Here is an 18,161-nt window from a genome sequence, read left to right as displayed (position 1 = left end):
CTCCAAATGTTTTCTAGTTATCTTTAATTATAAACGTTATTATGTTGGTAGTGGCAATATTTCTATCAGAATCTGAGGTTGAAGTGGTAATGAAAAAATGGTTGATTGCAATTGGTGTGGTGTTCGTTATCCTGATTGGTGGGCTGATTGGGGCGGGAAGTTATTTTTATCATGTGGCCATTGCTCGTGGGGACAAGTCTTTCGTCACACAGAGTACGACGCTATCGAAGAAGAGTCAGGTCTATGCGGAAAAGTATTGGTATTTACATGCTAAGAAACAGACTTGGACGATCAAATCTTCGGATGGCTTGAAGCTCATCGCTTGGTATTTACCCAAAACGGGATCTAAGAAAACGGTCGTCCTCGCGCATGGCTTTGCTGGCAACAAGTCGCTGATGGGCGCATGGGCTGGCATGTATCACGAACTCGGTTACAATGTGTTAGTTCCAGATTCGCGAGCGAGTGGTGCGAGTCAAGGAACGGCCATCGGGTATGGCTGGTTGGAGCGCAAAGATGATTTGCAGTGGGCCAAGACGGTGGTCAAAAAGACGGCTACGACTCAGATTGTGATGAGTGGTATCAGTATGGGTGCAGCTGGCATGACGATGGCGAGTGGCGAACGGCAAATTCCACAGATCAAGGCGTATGTGGTGGATAGTCCGTTTACTAGTGCTAAGGCAATTATTAGTTATCAGGCGGGACAGTTGTATCATCTGCCAGCGTTTCCGTTGGTTGACGTGACGAGTGCAATTACAAAGTTACGCGCTGGTTATACGTTTGGTGAGGCGGATGCGGTCAAGCAGGTGCGCAAAAACAAACTGCCAATTATGATGATTGCCGGGACAAAAGATGACTTTGTGCCGACGCGGATGAGTAAAGACCTATTTCGACAAGCACACGAACCTAAAGCGTTGTGGTTAGTCAAAGGGGCTGGTCATACCACAGCAATTACGCAAAACTACCCAGCTTATAAACGATCAGTCGCCGACTTTTTAGCACAATATATTAAATAAGTTGAAGGCTGAGAGTTAAAAATTGCCGGTCTGCATGACTACGTCAACAATCAGGTCATGAAAACTAGTCGATTACTGCCGCTTCTGGTTGTTGCAGATAACATGCGGACGAGGGACCGGTTCAAGCCTTAGGAACGTCTTGAACCTCGTCTGGAAGCTTTGCCAAAAGCGCAAATCTCCCAGACCGTCCGTGGTGTAAGTCCGGCAAAGAACGCCGGCCAAACGCCACCTGCACGTCCGATGCTATCAGTAACAACCTCCAGCTAAGTCAGTAGTTCTTTTTTGATAAATTTATTGATACTTAGCAGAGTCAGTCGAAATTGGGCAAGTCTACTTTAGATGTGACGGTTACTGGTACTGCGACATTTGTGATGTTTTTGAGTCTTTCAACCTTTAGTAAATAAGCTGAAGGTTGGCTTGGCTGCTCCTCCAAAGGATGTCAACAATAATCGGCAAAAAACGCTTCAGCTTAATATTAAATTACCTAAAGTCGTCAGGAATGACGATTTTTTTGTACCATTTGGGATTGAAAACGTTTTACTAGCTTGCAGCCACTGCTTTGAAAGCCTAAACTTAGTGACGATAAATTGAAAAAACAGGTGAAAATATGACTCAAGCACGCGCCAACCGAAATTTAATCTTAGTCGCTTTGATGTGGGGGACGAGCTATACCTTTATTAAAATGGTCATTGCTGCCCGGATGCCACCCGCAGTGATCAATACCTTGCGCGGGTTAATTTCGGCTATTTTGGCGTATATTTTCTTCCATAAAATTGTCAATACAATGACGCGTAAAGAATTTAAAATTGGAGCGGTCTGTGCCTTGTTCAACTTTATCGTGGTACAGTTACAATCGACGGGGCTGGAGTCAACGACACCGAGCAACTGTTCCTTCATTACTTCCGCTTATGTGATTTTGTTACCCTTAATCGCTTGGCTCTTTTTCAAACGGGTGCCACCCGTCAAAATTTATCTCGCCATTGCTTTATGTGTGGCAGGAATGTTGTTCTTAACGGGAATCATGACGACCGGACTGCAGTTGCATTTAGGTGATACGCTGATGATCTTGACGGCAATTTTCTATGCGTTTCAGATGACTTATTATGGTTACGCGACCAAACAAGCTCGCCCCCAAGTGCTGGCGTTTCAACTCGGGTTCATTCAAGCAATTCTGGGGACGATGTACGCATTTACTTTTAACTATCATCAGTTAGCTCAAATTAATTGGCCAGCGGCAATTGGCCCCATTCTGTATCTGGGTGTGATTGCGAATTTTGCGGCCCAAGTCTTGCAGGTTTCCAGTCAGCGTTATACCGACACGGTGACCGCTGGGTTGGTCTTAATGAGCGAATCTTTATTTGCAAGTCTGGTGTCAATTCTATTCCACATTGAGCCATTAACTCGAAATTTGGTGATTGGTGGCAGCTTAATCATTGTTGCCACGCTAATTGTGCAATTTAATTTCCGTGGGGTAATTAGTCGTTATTTTATTAAAACAGGTAATTTTCGGCGTCCTTAACTGGGACGTTTTTCTTTTGGCTTGTATTTATTAAAACGTGATGTTATAGTGTAATAGTTAAATAGAACACTAGGGAGGTATAACGAGGTGAAATTTGACGACAAGATCCCGATTTATTATCAAATTAAAACGCATTTGTATCACGAAATGCTGACTGGGAAGTTAAAACCGGGCGAAAAGTTACCAGCTGTACGCCAACTTGCCGTGGATTTAACAGTGAATGTGAATACGGTCCAGCGGGCTTTGACTGAAATGATGACCGAGAAAGCCATTATTTCACAACGTGGCAAGGGCAATTTTGTCACCGCAGACCAGGCCCAACTTGCTAAATTAAAAGAGCAATTAGTGATGGCCCAATTGGCACAAGTTTACGAGCAGTTACATGGTTTAAATTTAACTGATACTGAAATTATCGCAAGTTTACAACGTTATATTGAAAAAAGGGAGGCCCAACCAGATGTCAAAAGTATTAACGATTAAGGATTTAACTTATAAACAGAATCGTAAAATGATTTTGAACCAGGTTGATTTGGAACTCGATTCTGGTAAAATTGTTGGCTTGTTAGGTGAAAATGGGGCCGGTAAAACGACGCTGATGCGCTTAATTACGAGCGGTGCCAAGGGTAAAGGCGAGATTGTTGTTAGTGGTGAAACTGATAATGCGAAACGTAAAAGTCATGTCAGTTTCTCAGAGCAATTACACGGATTCAGTGGTGGTTATAAAATTGAACAAGTGGTTCATTTCTATCAAACCATTTATCCGGATTTTGATCTAACTCGATATCAAGCCATGGCCGATTTCCTTCAAATCGATGGGACTAAGAAGTTAGCAGCATTGTCCAAAGGGATGAAAGAAAAGGTTGTCATTGCCTTAGCTTTGGCTCGTCAAACGGATTTGTATTTATTGGATGAACCGTTTAGCGGCATTGATAGCATGAGTCGCAAACGTATCATCAGTAGTATCTTGCAATGGAAACCAGAGAACGCAACGATTCTGATCAGTGATCACTATGTGACTGAAATTGCGCCAATTTTAGATGAGATTGTCATCGTTAAAGACCAAGGCATTGCGGTACATGTTGGTGCAGATACGATTCGCGATGAAAAAGGGCTGGAAATTGAAGATTACTATGAGAGTTTCTATACCGGGGGTGAAAGTCATGACGAAATTTAGCAGTTTATTCAAAGCGATGAGTGGGTCCAAATTTCGGAGCATTCATCAATTAATGTTGCTAGAACTAGCAGCCGTGGCCGTATCGTCAGTATGGTCGCTCGTTCGTGGTGATTTTAGCTCAGCCACACTGTTCTACTCGGTGATGGGCTGGTCAATTATTCCGTACGTGGTCTCATTTGTGTTGTTAGCGGTTCGCAACGAGCAGGCGTTTACTCGAGATACTTTTCGGTTAGCCCCGATTACGGATAGTTTGTTTTACGCGGCCAATATATTGTCCACGGTCGTCAGTTTTCTATACTTGCTCGTATTGCAGGCAGTCTTGATGGTTGTGACTGGATTAATCGGTTGGTCGACCCTCTCACCGATGTACGATGACATGCAGACCAATTTGCAATTTAGTGTCTTTGGCACGAATCCAGTTGGTGTGTGTCTGGGGATGCTAACCATCATGTTAGTCATCTATCTGTTAGCCTGGAGTACCGTGTCATTAGTCCATTTGATTACGAGTGCCGCTAGCAACTATTTGCCACGGGCTCGTCAGCGAGTCGTTAATGGGATTGTCTATGTCATTATGATTGTGTTGACATTCCGGGTGGTCACCTACTTAATGGGCCAAGTTGCTTGGATCTCAACGTCACTTATGGGCGGTAACACGACCAGTTCTTGGTGGGTCGGCGTACTAGTGATGTTATTAATTATTGTAGTCGAAACAGCTGCCAACATTTTCTTACTAAATAAGTGGGTTGAAACAACCGCTAATTAACTAAAAATTCAAATTTAAACCTTTACTGATTAACTAAAAAATCCAGATAACTCATTGTTGAGTTGTCTGGATTTTGACTTTAGTTAATGATTTGATGGTGCGGCATAAGGCTTTTGTGCTGAAATGCCAGGTGCGGCGGCCACGGTTGCTTGGTAGAGTGGGTCTAAGGATTTTGGCCCATGTAAGTGTGCCATACCCCAGAGACGTAGCGCTTGGTTTAAGTCACCAGCGACTTGATGGAAATCTTTACCTTGTTCTAATTGTGTCGCATGTGTGAGCAAAATTTGATTCAGCTCCGCGTTTCCCCTGATCTCTGGATCGTTGTCCGCGGCACTGATAGCTTGCATCAAACTGGCTGCTGTTGGTTTAGTTGTCATGTAAAAATCCCCCCTACTCAAGAGTATAGGAAAGTTTAAGCTGAAATACAATGGACACTATGAAACGTTAAATAACCGTTGCACCGAGACTGTTTTTGAAGTGGTCAAGGGCCCAAGCGTGGCCGGTTGGATTAAAACTTGCCACGCCAGCTTGATGGATGACGAGTTTGTAGCCGAGATTATAGGCGTCGATGGCCGTGTGTAAGACACAGATGTCTGTGCAAACGCCGACTAAGTGTAACGTGTCGATGCCACGTTCTCGTAAACGTAAGTCTAGGTCAGTACCAGCAAAAGAACTGTAACGAGTTTTATCAAATTGCCAAACCGTCGTTTCATGTTGATGCGCATCGTACCAGGGCTTCAAGGCACCGAATAATTCCCGTCCCCAAGTGCCACGGACATTGTGTGGCGGAAATAGCTGACTTTCAGGATGATAAGGATCGTGCGGTGTGTGCACATCAGTTGGTAATAAAATCCAGTCCTCATTGTCGAACATCGATTCTGCCAATTTAACAATTGCTGGTGCTAGTGCCTGACCGGGTTCACCACAAGTTAAGGCGCCGTCGTCGGCAACAAAATCATTTGTATAATCAATAATTAGTAGGGCTTGTTTGCTGGGCATTCAAAAAACCTCCTCAATTTTGCATAGGCTAAGTATGTGGAAGCCGGATAGCGTTGTCAATGGATTGCAATTTTTTGCCGCTTTGAGACACAAAAATACGTCGCAACAAGTTAAGGTTGCGACGTATTTTGATTATAGTGCTTTCGTGATCTCACTCACAACTTGTGCTGGCGTTAATTTGAACTCATGCCAAAGTTCAGCTGAAGTTTCACGGTCATTGAAGCGTTTTGCAGCGCCAAAATTGAGCACGTGCATATCGGTATTGCCGTAGAAACTAGCGACTTTCTCACCGAAACCGCCGCTCAAACTAGCTTCTTCCAAAGTGACAACGAGCTGATGGTTAGCGGTCAGGTTAGTGAGCGTCTTGGTATCCAACGTTGATAGATTGCGTGGATCAAGCACAGTCGCATCAACATCATGAGTTAAGAGTGCTGTCTGAACTTGTTCAGCCAAGGGGAGTAAACTACCAACACCTAATAAGGCCACTTTTTGACCAGCATGAACGGTTCGCATCCGGGCAGGATCAAAGTCAGAGAGTGGTGCGGAATGAACCCCGTTTCCAGGAACCCGGATCGCTACTGGGCCTTGATTTTGGTGAAGTGCCCAATGCATCATTGCGGCCAGTTCTTCTTTAGTCGTTGGGGCTAAGTAAGTCAAGCCGGGAATATTTGACAGCATCGCCACGTCAAAAGTACCTTGATGGGTTGGATCACCGGCGCTGATGTTGCCACCGCCGACCATAACCGTTACGGGTAACTTATTGATGCCAAGATCATGTGAAAGCTGATCGTAAGCCCGTTGCAAGAAAGTCCCTGAATGGAAGACAATTGGTCGCAAACCTTGTTGTGCTTGCCCGGCTGCGAAGCTGATTGATTCTTGTTCAGCAATCCCCACGTCAAAGTAACGTTCTGGATGGTTCCGACCAAATCGTTTCAAATCATACATCCCAGGAATTGCTGCTGTGATCGCCGTAATCGGGGTGTGTTGTTGAGTCAATTCGGCTTCCATCGTTGCATGGATCGTGTCGTTGTAACTTTCGCCGGTGCTTGGGTGCAAGGTTTCGCCGGTGGCAAGGTCAAATGGAACATGCCAATGGAAGGCTTCCTTATTCGCAATGGCTGGCGCATAGCCGCGTCCTTTTTCAGTATGAACGTGGAGAACAGTTGGGTGATCAATATCTTTAATAGCTTTGAAAGCATCAAGCATAGCCGCCAGATCATTACCGTCTGCGACATAACGATAATCCAAGCCCATTGCTTTAAATAAGTTATTGTCAGCTTGACCGTTAGTTTCACGTAGCTCTTTCAAATTAGTGTAGAGGCCACCATGGTCTTCGGCAATGGACATGCCATTATCGTTTACTAAAATGATCAAGTTAGACTGTAAGGTCGCGGCAGTGTTTAGCCCTTCAAGCGCTAAACCACCGGATAATGAGCCATCGCCAATGACGGCCATCACATTACCCGACCGATGCTGTGAGTCACGGGCGACCGCCATCCCGGTTGCAAGTGCAATTGAAGTAGAGGTATGACCAATATTGAAGTAGTCATGGGGACTTTCTTCAGGGGCCGTGTAGCCACTAACGTCGTCGTAATGTGCTGGATCAAGCCAAGCCTGCTTACGACCAGTTAAAATTTTGTGCGTATAAGATTGATGGGAGACATCCCAAACGACCTTGTCAGTTGGTGAGTCAAAAATAGTGTGGAAGGCGATGGTTAATTCAACCACCCCTAGATTGGGACCAACGTGGCCACCAGTTTGGCTAACCTTATTAAGTAGAACAGACCGAATTTCGGTCGCAAGTTGGGTTAATTCAAGCAGGGCTAATTGTTTCAAATCTGCCGGTGAATTAATCGTGTTTAAAATTGGTGTTTCCATTAGGACATCGCTCACTTTCGAATAATCATTAATACCATGACCATAGCTTAGCACCTTCGAGTAGGACTAACACAAGGAATTGTTCAAAAAAATCAGAACTAATTGTCAGTGGCGACAGCTAGTCCTGATTTAATTAGAAATGGCGCCTTCAATTAAATGGTGGTTGCTTGAATCGCCGCATGAACCGTGTCGTGATGACCCGAAAAGTTAAGCCAGCGGCAATTATTAGGAGAATCAGATGGGGGACTGTCAGACTGACGAGGAGGTATAGTCCGCTAATAACGACCATCATTTTAACCGAACGGTATTCTTCACGGTCGTGGGGCGACAATTGCTGTGATGGCTGTAAGTTCGCCCGGATAACGCGTTGAAACATGATTAATTGGAGAATATCAACCGCAGCAATGACGACGGCAAACACAATCGCACTGTAACTGGACGATTGGCTTTCTTTTAGCCATGCCGTTACGAAAGGTATTAAGCAAATCAACGAGAGATAACAATTGTTGAGAATATAAATCCCAGTTGGTAAGTTGGCGTTGTGGCCAAAGCATTCCTGGTGATATTGCCAGTATTGGGCAACCACAGCAAAGCTGATGAGGTAGGTGAAGATGGCTTGTAAGAGCGACTGCACTTGAGTAATTGACAAGTGCCCCGTTGGGACTTTGATATTGAGGACCATAATTGTCAACACGACGGCAAAAACACCGTCTGAAATCCCAACCAAGCGCGTTTTTGAGTTTTGAAACAACACCACTTTCACCCCACCATTTAACTGATTATTTTCAGTTTACCTGATTTTTTGTCAGAAGGCCTGTGACTACGGTTGGTAGTGTTAGTGACGTTACTAATGATTTTGAGTAAGTAAGTAGTCGATTAATGCCATTCGGACAAAACGCCCAGCCTTGACTTGGTCAAAATAATGGGCTTGTGGCCAAGCATCAAAACTGGTGGGTAATTCGTGTCCTCGGGGTAGTGGGTGGAGTAAGAGCGTCGTTGGCGCTAGCAAGTGACTCTGTGCCGGGGTGAGTTGAACGGAATTTTTGACTGCCTCATAATCAGCGGTCGTATCAAAGCGTTCGGCTTGAACCCGGGTCATATAAAGGACGTCTAGTGGTTCGTTGATGGCGCTGAAGTCGGCGACTTCTTCAAAATCGATATGTTGGGCGGCAAGCTGTGCGCGCAAGGTGACTGGAATCTTTAAAGCGGAATGGGAAACAAAAATAAAACGATTTTGACCATAACGCATTAGTGCTTGGACGAGTGAATGCACGGTGCGTCCATATTTGAGGTCGCCGGCGAAAGCAATCGTGAGGTGGTTGAGACGATGCTTGAACTGGTCGATGGTGGTTAAGTCGGCTAGTGTTTGGGTTGGGTGCAAATGACTGCCGTCACCGGCATTAATCACTGGCACACTGGCGTACTTAGCAGCGAGGGCGGCAGCACCAGCTTGTGGATGACGTAAAGCAATGATATCGACGTATTGTGAGACGACGCGAATTGTATCAATCAAAGACTCACCTTTAGTGGTAGAAGTTGAGGCACTAGATTCAAACCCTAGAACGGTACCACCAAGACCGTGCATGGCGGAAGTGAAACTCAAACGGGTCCGGGTACTCGGTTCAAAGAAGAGCGTTGCGAGCTGCTGATGACGCGCTAGGGTTTCAAAATTAGCGGGGGTGGCTGCCATATCCTGTGCGCGTTGAATGAGTGTTTTGGTGGTCGCTAATGAAAGATCGTCGGTCGTGAGAAAGTGTTGCATGAGACGCCTCCGTGAATAAGTTTAGTGCCTAGCTTACGCGTGCAATGTCGAGATTTGATAGAGACTTTGTAAAGAAAGTGTATGAAAAAACACCCAGTAACCGAATTGTTAAATCCGAGTTATTGGGCGTCTTTTTAGTCATCGTTAACTGATTGAAGATAGACTAATTGATCGGTTGAAATTTGTTCATAGAGTTGGTTTCCCAAGTCGTGACTGATTTTTTTTGTTGCCATTTGGGTTTGAATAAAGTTATATTCAAGCTGGAAGGCTTCAATTAAAAGCTCATTTTGGGCTTCTTGCAAGTCACGGTTGCCAGACAAACGTCGATGCCGTTGATCATACGAGCGACGAACAATACTAATCGCTTGGTGATTGTGATCATTGTACTGTTCATTTAAGTAGTCAACGACAGCGTGGTAAGGCTTTTCTTCAACTGCGCGCATTTGTTGCCACATCTTACGATTCTGTTCAATCAGTTGTTCCCTGGTCATGCCGTTACGTTTGAACTGATGAATTGCTCTTCGCTGTTCCCGAGCTTTTTTAGAAAATGAGAAACGACCAAGAATCAAAAATTTGAAGAAGAGCCATAGTCGTTGCCAGAAAGACTGTTGATTTTGAAGACGCGTTCGACTGACACGCAAGTATTGTTCACCAATGCCGGAATCAATTTTCCCAGCAGTAATGAGTTGATCAATGGTTTGCTGTTCAATCTCATAAGTGTCATTAAAAAGTTTGTTCAGTTGGGCTCGGTCAGGGCGAGCATCAACGGCGCGTTGGCCTTCAAGGACGGCAATGACTTCACTAGCAGTCGGCGTGTCGCCATAGCGTGCAGCAATCAATTTGATTGCACTAGTGACCATTTCACCTTTTGCTTGAGTAAGATCTTCATCGCTAACTTTTTCGACTTGTTTTGGCAGCAATAATGGCAAGACAATTGTTGGAACCAATAAACTAGTCAGGATGACGACCGCAGCGACGAAAATAATATCGTTACGGTAGGTGAATGCCTGGTGGCCCAGCGTAAGTGGTAATGAAAAGGCCATTGCTAAGGTAATCGTACCGTGAACGCCACTTAACGCGGCGACTAAACTATTCAAGGCTTTTTCACGGTGAGTCCAGGCACGAATTTGGGCAAAGCCGAGTTGAATCCAGGCGAAGCGCACGACGGTCATGACGACGTATAAGAGTAACCCGAGTCCGATGAGAATCGCAACTGAACCCGTATCACGCTGTTGCAAATGACTGATGACGCTTGGCAGCGAGACGCCGAGTAGCACGAAGACGATCCCGTTTAGAATGCTGGCAATGATCGACCAAGTCGTTGACATGACGATTTGAAGGCGGGATGTCGTTAATCGCAATCGCTTCTGTTGGACACCGTGAATGAGCCCAGTTGCAACCACAGCCAAGATTCCGGAAACACCAAGTCCCTCGGCTAAAAAGTAGACGACAAATGGTGTTAACAAGGTATAAGGCACAACCACGGACGGCGTGTCGACTCCCATGTTAATCAGCATGATTCGTAAACCCACGATCAAGTAGCCCAAAATAGCGCCAACAATGATGCCACCCACGAAGACATACAGAAAGTTGCCGATGCCACTCCAAACAGAAAATTTTCCAGTAACGAGTGCGGCGATGGCTAGGTTAAAAGCCACGATGCCGGAAGCGTCATTAAATAGCGATTCATTTTCCAAAGTGTCCATGACATCTTTGGGAACGGAAATTTTCGAGGTGATGGAGGAAACGGCCACGGCATCCGTTGGCGTAATAATTGCACCTAAAGCTAAGGCTAAGGCCAGCGAAAAGGCTGGCACCAGCCAATGAGTCACAACCCCCACAATCAAGATCGTGACGATTGCTAAGACGATGGCCAAGGAAAGGGTCGTGCGTAATTGATGTGATAACTTACGCATGTTGGTATTTTGTCCATCGTTAAACATTAATACTGAAATAATGACAAATAAGAAAACTTCTGGTTCAAGTTCAAAATTTTGATAGAGCGGAATTAGCGAAAGCACTAAACCAGCCGCAATTTGGAGAAAGGCGACTGGGAGTAATGTGAATCGGGAATAGACTGCGTTAGCAGCGACGACCGCTGCAATCAAGAGTAGTACTAAGAAGACGGTTTGCAAACCGTTATCCCCCTTACATTAGTTAATTTGTCTAATTGTACCGCAATTCATAATAATCGCCTATTATTCACGTGTTGAACAAAAGGTTTAGAAATAATTGCTGGTGGCTACTTTTTCTGAACACTGTGACCAATTTATGTGAAAGCGCTTGGCTTAACTAAATCGCTAGGTATAATAAGGGTATCAATTCAATTTGGAGGGCATTAAGATGCTAACAATTGCTTATATCGGTAATGGGAAGAGTGCGAATCGGTACCATTTACCATTTGCGCTGAAGTTAAAAGATAAGATCAAGGTTAAGACAATTTATTCACGTTCGGGTCGTCAAGATTGGACGCCAATTGCAGGGGTCCATTATACGACCGACATTAATGATATTTATGCTGACCCTGAGATTCAATTGGTCGTGGTTTCCACACCAAGCAGTACGCACTATCAATTAGCGAAAGATGTTTTACAACATGGTAAAAATGCGTTGATTGAAAAGCCATTCACCGAAACTTCAGCGGAAGCTAAGGAGTTGTTCGCCCTCGCTAAGGAAAAAGGACTGTTGATTCAGTGTTATCAAAATCGGCGTTACGATTCGGACTTTTTAACGGTTCAAAAAGTCATTGAAAGCGGTAAACTCGGTGATTTGTTGGAGGTTGAGATGTCTTTTGACTATTTCCGGCCAGAAGTCCCAGCCAGCGTCGATCATTTTTCGTTGAACTCAAGTTATTTATACGGTCATGCTTGTCATACGCTTGATCAAGTCATCTCTTATTTTGGTCGCCCGGACGATGTGCATTACGATGTTCGTCAATTGTTAGGAGCTGACCGGATGAATGATTACTTTGATTTAGATTTATATTACGGCGCATTGAAAGTCTCCGTGAAGTCGAGCTACTTCCGCATCAAGCCCCGTCCAAGTTTTGTCGTCTATGGCAAAAAAGGCATGTTTGAAAAAGCAGCCAAGGATCGCCAAGAAACAGATTTGAAACATTTCTATTTGCCAGATCATGCCGACTTTGGGATTGATCGACCAGAAGATTATGGGATCTTAACCTATATGTCCGCAGATAATCAGTATCATGAGGAAAAAGTGGTTTCGGAAGTCGGCGACTATAGTCGTGTTTATGCCGGTTTGTATGACGCCATTATCAATGGCAAACCGAAGACGGTTAAAGATGAAGAAACCATTTTGCAACTTGAAATGCTTGAAAAGGGCATTCAGCAGATGAAACATTAGGAGGGATTCGATGCAGTTAGGAATTTTAGGTACCGGTAAAATTGTGCAAGACTTTTTGACGATGGTAGGGGATTTACCGGCAATTAAGCTCACAGCGATTTTGAGCACGCCTCACAGTGTTGAACGCGCGAACGATTTACAAACAAATTATGATATCGACCAGGTTTACACGGATTACGCCGCCTTGCTGGCCGATCCACAAGTCGACACGGTTTACGTCGCCTTACCCAATTCATTACATTATAATTTTAGCAAACAGGCGCTGGTGGCTGGAAAAAATGTTATCTGTGAAAAGCCCTTCACGTTGAATTCAGCCCAATTTGCTGAACTTGCAGCATTAGCCCTCAAAAAAGACTTGGTGTTGATTGAAGCCATTACCAATCAATATCTGCCAAATTATCAACGGATTCAGTCGGACCTGGCGAAGTTAGGCGATTTGAAGATTGTGGATTGTAATTACTCACAATATTCATCGCGCTATGATCGGTTCAAGCAAGGGATTATCTTGCCAGCATTTAATCCAAAACTGGGTGGTGGCGCCTTGATGGATTTGAACATTTATAATATTCACTTTGTTGTCGGCCTATTAGGTGCTCCAACGGCCGTGCATTATGCCGCCAATGTTGATCAGAATATTGATACTTCCGGCGTCTTGACATTAGATTATCCTGAAACCAAGGTTGTTTGCATTGGCGCCAAAGATTGTGACGCGCCCATTAAATCGACTTTACAGGGTAATGAAGGGTCGATAGTGGTAGCGGGCCCGACAAATACGGTCGAAAGCTTTACTGAGACCATGAATGGTGGGACTGCCGAAAAGGTTGCGCTGAATCGACACCCTCACCGGATGTTCGCGGAGTTTGCAAAATTTGAGCAAGTGATCACCACGCATGATATGACGTTTGTGAAGCAACAGTTGCAACATTCTAAAACAGTTATGGCTGTGGTTGATGCGGCGCTAGCGGATGCAGGAATTGAATTAGGTTAATTTTTAGATTTGGATCCTCAGTTGCCAGTAGTCATCACGTCCATGACCAAGTTTAGCGCTCCGTCAGTCAAAATCGGTGTGCTGTGGGGGACGGCGCCAGCCAAAGCACGGTCTGGCACCTCAATTCCAAGCCGATAAAACACGTCTTTGAATTGCCCGGCAAGATTAGTCAGCCAAAAACGCCGATTAGTTTCTTGCCGACACTGCACACCGATTTTAACTGACTCCGCTATACGTAAGTAACGAATCTATCCAAAATATAACAACTGGAAGCGGCAGTAACGTCCAATTTTCCATTCGCTGATTATTGACGGGGTGGATCAGGCTAGGAATTATTAGCTGGCAATCTTTGGCTATTGATCTTTAGTGCTAACAAAAAATTCTGTGATCAATCATCACAGAATTTTTTATTTGGTCTGTAAAGGACCGTCTTGCATTAGGCCTTGATTTTGTTGCAGTTTTAGCAAGTTGTGCCGATAATCTTGCACGTATAATAAAGAAAACAGTGTATCCAAGAGATATTCGAAAGCCACCTGTGACGCGAAGGTGCCGACCTTAGCGAAGGTCGTTTCTGGTAAAACCGCAATCAATTGCTGCGTTGTTAATGGTATCAGCGGGGATTGCGCATTACCACTGATGAGAATGCTCGGGATGTGTTGTTGCTGGAAATAAGTCGCAAACTGCCGGTGGGTGTTGGTCGTCCCAGCATACGAAATGAAGACGGCACAATCGCTAGGTGACAAATTAGCTGCTTGCCAGGCCGCGTCGCCATATTCTTCAGCAATCATGGCAAACTTATTAATTTTGACAAGCCGGTTCTGGAAGCTTCGTGCCCGTAGTTGTGAATCACCCTGCGCAAATAAAAAGAGTCGTTCGGTTTTAGCCAACAACTTGGCCGCGGCCGTCAGTTGTTGTTCGTCGATCTGGGTATAGGTGGTTTGAATGGCGTTAACACTCAAGCCAGCTAACTTTTTAGCAATGGTCGTGGCAGTGTCATCTGCTTGGAATGGAAAGTTGGCGTCGACAGCAGTTAAGGCTTGCGCTTGCGCAGTTGCGGCAATTGTCAAAGCGCGCTGAAAGTCACGAAAGCCTTGATAACCCAGTTTCTGTGCAAGTCTAATAATTGCGGAATGTGACGTGTAAGTTGCGGCCGCTAGGTTTTTGATATATAGATTGGATAAGGTTGGCAAGTTTGCAAAAATATAGTCAGCGATTCGTTTTTCCGTGGTGGTGAAATCCGTCTGTTGGTTTAAAGCATCTAAAATTAGCATGTGAACACCTCTTTAGGCTATTTTACGGAATTACGTGTCATGTGCAAGTTAAAAGGGGTTGACCTGGGACCGGTTTCATAAATTATGGTAGTTGTACTTGAGCCATTCGACTTCTGTGAATTGCAAGGGCCTAATTTTTCGTGCAACTGGGTCTGGCTAACGGTAGAATAAGAGGGATAGGGGTTGAAAGTCAATGACAAATATTCATGATATTGCACGTTTATCCGGTTATTCGGTTTCAACCGTGTCACGAGTGATTAATCATCAGAAATATGTGGCGGATGACAAGCGGGCGAAAGTTGAAAAAATTATGCACGATTTGGATTATGTGCCCAATCGAGTCGCACGTGATTTGAGTAAGGGGCAAACGAAAACTATCGGGGTCGTGCTGCCATATGCGAACCATCCTTATTTTGCACGTGTCATTGATGGTATTGTGACGGCGGCATTTGAAGCCGGTTACAAGATTACCTTATTACCGACGAATTACGATATGACGATTGAGCGTCAGTATTTGGATCAACTGCGCAGTAAAGCTTATGATGGCTTGATTTTTACGTCTCGGAGCAGTCAATTGGAGACGTTGGAACGTTATCGTAAGTATGGCCAAATCGTCTGTTGCGAGGATCCGGGTGAGGGACGGCCACTAGCCGCCGCTTATACGGATCGGTTGGCATCATTTGTCAGCGCTTTAACTTGGGCCAAACAGCATGGTTATCGAAAAATGGGTGTGGTGTTGAGTCGTAATAATGTTATTAGCGCTAGTACGCGGATGACGCGCCAAGCTTATGAGCAAGTCTTTGGTCATTTAGATGACCGGGATCTCTTCACTGGGGCAGTCAAGTATGAAGATGGTTACCGCGCAGGTGGTTATTTTTCTCAGTTGCAACTGGCTGAAGACGCAATTTTCGCTAATGGTGATGACATTGCGGCGGGGGTTCAACAATATTATTTGGACCACGGACTGGCACCAATCCCGGTGATTGGACAGGAAAATCTGTTATCCAGTCGGTTATTAAAATTTTCAACCATTGATCATCACTTAGAAGCTTTAGGACAGGCGGCGTTTCGATTGGCGACGGGCCAATCAACTACGCATGAGTTGATCAAATCAGAATTTATCAAACGGTAAGCGGAGGAATAGGTTATGGGTGCGAAATTAGCGGTTTTTGATATTGATGATACATTATTGGATACCAATAAAAAATTATTACCAAGTACAATTACAAGTATTGAAAAATTAAAGCAACAAGATATTAACGTGGCGATTGCCACAGGTCGTAATTACGCGATGGCGAAAGAGGTCATTCAAGAGTTAGATTTGCGAGACTTTGTCTTATGTAATGGTTCCGCGGCTTTTGCTAATCATGAACAAGTGCATCAACATACATTGTCACGTGAAAATATGATTAAGTTAATTGATGCGGCCGACCAGGTTAACATTGACATTGTGGTGGAATCCATTGAAGGGTTACATACACATAGTCATCCTTCGGTGCAAACCCAGGCCGTTTTGGATACATTTCAGGCACCAGACATGGACTATGATCCTAAATACCATTTAACGCACGACGTCTATCAAGCGATGATGTTTTATGATGCATCGCAAGACAAGTTGCTACCACATCCAGATGAGTTTTCCTTTGTGCGCTTCCATGAACGTGGGGTCGATGTGATTCCGAAGGTTGGCTCTAAAGCCCAAGGAATTGCTAAATTGGCTAAAGCACTGAAGGTAGCACCGGCAGATGTGGTCGCTTTTGGCGATGGTCGAAATGACCGTGAAATGTTAGCAAGTGCCGGCATTGGGATTGCGATGGGGAACGCATCGGATGAAGTGAAGACCCACGCTGATCGTGTTACTACTAATTGTAATCATGATGGCATTGCCAATGGGTTGAAAGCAATTGGCTGGATTTAAGGCTAGTGTACAAACTATAAAACACCAAGTAATTAACATAAAAGTTAGTTGCTTGGTGTTTTTAGGGTGAAGTGATTCGGTTGATTAGGCTTATTTGAACTGCTTAGCTTGTTCACTCCAGTCTGCCAAATGAGTGAAAATCGTTTCTAAGTCCGCGTTGGTTGTGTCCCCGAGAATCTGGTCCCAGAGTGATTGTTTGATGTTTCGAATGGTCTTGCACGCCACTAGTCCCTGCGGCGTGATACTGACCCAAGTTGTTCGGTGATCCTTGTCGTCGGGTGTTCTGGTGATGTAACCACCAGTTTCTAAGCGCGTTAGCTCGCGACTGACGAGCCCTTTATTAATGGCAAGCTCGGTCGTAATCTGTTTGGCAGTGACCTGGTCCTGTTCACTGATAAATAACAGAAAGTTAGCGTTGCTGGCGTTAATTTCAGGTAAAGCCAGTTCATGATTCATGGCCGTCTGAAAGCGTCGGTGGAGCGCACCAATATATTTTCCAAGTCTGACAATATCCAAAGCAACGGCCTCCTTTTTGATTTAGTATAGCATATAGTTGACAAATAAACTATATGCGACTAAACTATAATAGTTGCTTTATCAACTATGAGGAGAAATTAACATGAATTTTAAACAGCGGTTAGGTTTTACATTATTAATGTCAATTGGTATGGCTACCAGTATGAGTTGGCTAGGAATGGCTAAAAGTATGGGGATTAATGGCGCAATGTGGCGAGTTTTTTTGCTGGCGCTCGCACCAACCATTGCATTTGCGTTCGTCTTTAATTTTTTGGTGGTGGCCACTCTGACTAATTGGTTGGTTAAGTGGTGGACAAAGGGGATGACGGATACCAAAGCGATTGGGTTCAAGTCCGGTGCCATTCGTGGTTGGATCATGTTGCTGATGATGAGTTTTACAATGAGTACTCGGGCACTTTTGATCAATGGCACGTTCTTTCATTTGACGGTCAGTCAGTTCATCTTAAGCTTTTTTGGCACCTTCACAATGGCTTACTTTGTCCGTGACATCTTGATTATGCCCCTTGTCAGGCATTTATTGTTTCATGCCATGCCGCGTTTGAAATGACAAAGATTATTGAAAATATCGTTGTTTTGAAATCAATCGTATAATGAACGCTTTGTCAGTCAAAATTGGTGTGCTGTGGAGGACGGCGTCAGCTGAAGTGCGGTCTGTCGCCTCAATTCCAAGCCGACACTGCACACCGATTCTGACTGACTCCGCTAAGCATAAATAACTGATTTTATCTTCTCAAAACCACTGATTAGCTGGAGGTTGTTGCTGATGGCGTCGGACGTGCAGGTGGTGTTTGACCGGCGCCTTTTTGCCGGCCTTACACCACGGACGGTCCGGGAGATTTGTGGTTTTGGCAAAGTTTCCGGGCGAGGCTCAAGACGTTTCTCAGGCTTGAACCGGTCCCTCGTCCGCATGCTATCAGCAACAACCGGAAGCGGCAGTAATCGACTAGTTTTCACCGTCTGATTATTGACATGGTGG

General features: G+C 44.7%; 18 protein-coding genes. 10 read left to right on the top strand and 8 right to left on the bottom strand.

Annotation, left to right across the window (positions count from 1 at the left end; genetic code table 11):
* The first annotated feature begins 89 nt into the window (after positions 1–89).
* From FFM64_RS03550 to FFM64_RS03530, 5 genes are all read left to right on the top strand, one after another.
* Positions 90–1,013: an alpha/beta hydrolase gene (locus tag FFM64_RS03550; RefSeq protein WP_137606624.1), complete on the top strand. Its 924-nt coding sequence runs from the start codon at positions 90–92 to the stop codon at positions 1,011–1,013.
* Positions 1,014–1,620: 607 nt separating this feature from the next.
* Entirely contained in the window at positions 1,621–2,532 is a 912-nt protein-coding gene (locus FFM64_RS03545) for a DMT family transporter (protein WP_137606623.1), read from the top strand.
* A gap of 87 nt (positions 2,533–2,619) precedes the next feature.
* Entirely contained in the window at positions 2,620–3,012 is a 393-nt protein-coding gene (locus tag FFM64_RS03540) for a GntR family transcriptional regulator (RefSeq protein ID WP_137606622.1), read from the top strand.
* On the top strand, positions 2,990–3,706 hold the full coding sequence (locus FFM64_RS03535; protein ID WP_137606621.1) for an ATP-binding cassette domain-containing protein: 717 nt from the start codon (positions 2,990–2,992) through the stop codon (positions 3,704–3,706). The genes FFM64_RS03540 and FFM64_RS03535 overlap by 23 nt, the downstream gene beginning before the upstream one ends.
* On the top strand, positions 3,693–4,469 hold the full coding sequence (locus FFM64_RS03530; RefSeq protein WP_137606620.1) for an ABC transporter permease: 777 nt from the start codon (positions 3,693–3,695) through the stop codon (positions 4,467–4,469). Before FFM64_RS03535 ends, FFM64_RS03530 begins: the two co-directional genes overlap by 14 nt.
* Before the next feature lie 83 nt (positions 4,470–4,552).
* Here the strand turns inward: FFM64_RS03530 and FFM64_RS03525 are convergent, their stop codons facing one another.
* From FFM64_RS03525 to FFM64_RS03500, 6 genes are all read right to left on the bottom strand, one after another.
* Positions 4,553–4,846, bottom strand: coding sequence for a bacteriocin immunity protein (locus FFM64_RS03525; protein ID WP_137606619.1), 294 nt, complete (start codon positions 4,844–4,846; stop codon positions 4,553–4,555).
* 67 nt (positions 4,847–4,913) lie between these two features.
* Positions 4,914–5,468 (bottom strand): cysteine hydrolase family protein, encoded by a 555-nt coding sequence (locus FFM64_RS03520; protein ID WP_137606618.1) that lies wholly within the window; start codon positions 5,466–5,468, stop codon positions 4,914–4,916.
* Positions 5,469–5,600: 132 nt separating this feature from the next.
* Entirely contained in the window at positions 5,601–7,346 is a 1,746-nt protein-coding gene (locus tag FFM64_RS03515) for a 1-deoxy-D-xylulose-5-phosphate synthase (protein ID WP_137606617.1), read from the bottom strand.
* Positions 7,347–7,494: 148 nt separating this feature from the next.
* On the bottom strand, positions 7,495–8,100 hold the full coding sequence (locus FFM64_RS03510; protein WP_171000264.1) for a TMEM175 family protein: 606 nt from the start codon (positions 8,098–8,100) through the stop codon (positions 7,495–7,497).
* Between the two features lie 93 nt (positions 8,101–8,193).
* Positions 8,194–9,108 (bottom strand): aspartate carbamoyltransferase, encoded by a 915-nt coding sequence (gene pyrB / locus FFM64_RS03505; protein WP_137606615.1) that lies wholly within the window; start codon positions 9,106–9,108, stop codon positions 8,194–8,196.
* Between the two features lie 134 nt (positions 9,109–9,242).
* Positions 9,243–11,243, bottom strand: a complete 2,001-nt coding sequence (locus tag FFM64_RS03500) for a Na+/H+ antiporter (RefSeq protein ID WP_137606614.1) — start codon at positions 11,241–11,243, stop codon at positions 9,243–9,245.
* A gap of 208 nt (positions 11,244–11,451) precedes the next feature.
* On the opposite strand from FFM64_RS03500, the gene FFM64_RS03495 reads away from it, so the two are divergent.
* Together FFM64_RS03495 and FFM64_RS03490 are read left to right on the top strand one after the other, a co-directional pair.
* Positions 11,452–12,471: a Gfo/Idh/MocA family oxidoreductase gene (locus FFM64_RS03495; RefSeq protein ID WP_137606613.1), complete on the top strand. Its 1,020-nt coding sequence runs from the start codon at positions 11,452–11,454 to the stop codon at positions 12,469–12,471.
* A 10-nt stretch (positions 12,472–12,481) separates the two neighbouring features.
* Positions 12,482–13,459 carry a Gfo/Idh/MocA family protein gene (locus tag FFM64_RS03490; protein WP_137606612.1) on the top strand — a complete coding sequence of 326 codons (978 nt, stop codon included), beginning with the start codon at positions 12,482–12,484 and terminating at the stop codon, positions 13,457–13,459.
* 407 nt (positions 13,460–13,866) lie between these two features.
* Here FFM64_RS03490 and FFM64_RS03485 read toward each other — a convergent pair whose 3' ends face one another.
* Complete coding sequence (locus tag FFM64_RS03485; protein WP_137606611.1) at positions 13,867–14,730, bottom strand: MurR/RpiR family transcriptional regulator; 864 nt, start codon at positions 14,728–14,730, stop codon at positions 13,867–13,869.
* Between the two features lie 193 nt (positions 14,731–14,923).
* Here FFM64_RS03485 and FFM64_RS03480 point away from each other — a divergent pair, with 193 nt between their 5' ends.
* Both FFM64_RS03480 and FFM64_RS03475 read left to right on the top strand, forming a co-directional pair.
* Positions 14,924–15,862 carry a LacI family DNA-binding transcriptional regulator gene (locus FFM64_RS03480; protein ID WP_137606610.1) on the top strand — a complete coding sequence of 313 codons (939 nt, stop codon included), beginning with the start codon at positions 14,924–14,926 and terminating at the stop codon, positions 15,860–15,862.
* Positions 15,863–15,877: 15 nt separating this feature from the next.
* Entirely contained in the window at positions 15,878–16,648 is a 771-nt protein-coding gene (locus FFM64_RS03475) for an HAD family hydrolase (protein ID WP_137606609.1), read from the top strand.
* A 90-nt stretch (positions 16,649–16,738) separates the two neighbouring features.
* Here the strand turns inward: FFM64_RS03475 and FFM64_RS03470 are convergent, their stop codons facing one another.
* The gene (locus FFM64_RS03470; protein ID WP_137606608.1) at positions 16,739–17,164 is read right to left on the bottom strand and encodes a MarR family winged helix-turn-helix transcriptional regulator; all 426 of its coding nucleotides are present in this window, start codon (positions 17,162–17,164) and stop codon (positions 16,739–16,741) included.
* A 103-nt stretch (positions 17,165–17,267) separates the two neighbouring features.
* On the opposite strand from FFM64_RS03470, the gene FFM64_RS03465 reads away from it, so the two are divergent.
* Entirely contained in the window at positions 17,268–17,732 is a 465-nt protein-coding gene (locus FFM64_RS03465) for a hypothetical protein (RefSeq protein WP_137606607.1), read from the top strand.
* The last annotated feature ends 429 nt before the right edge of the window (positions 17,733–18,161 follow it).

This window comes from Lactiplantibacillus daoliensis (assembly GCF_005405005.1).
GTDB lineage: Bacteria > Bacillota > Bacilli > Lactobacillales > Lactobacillaceae > Lactiplantibacillus > Lactiplantibacillus daoliensis.
The sequence above is the reverse complement of the archived record's forward strand: the minus strand, read 5'-3'. Positions and strand labels throughout refer to the sequence as shown.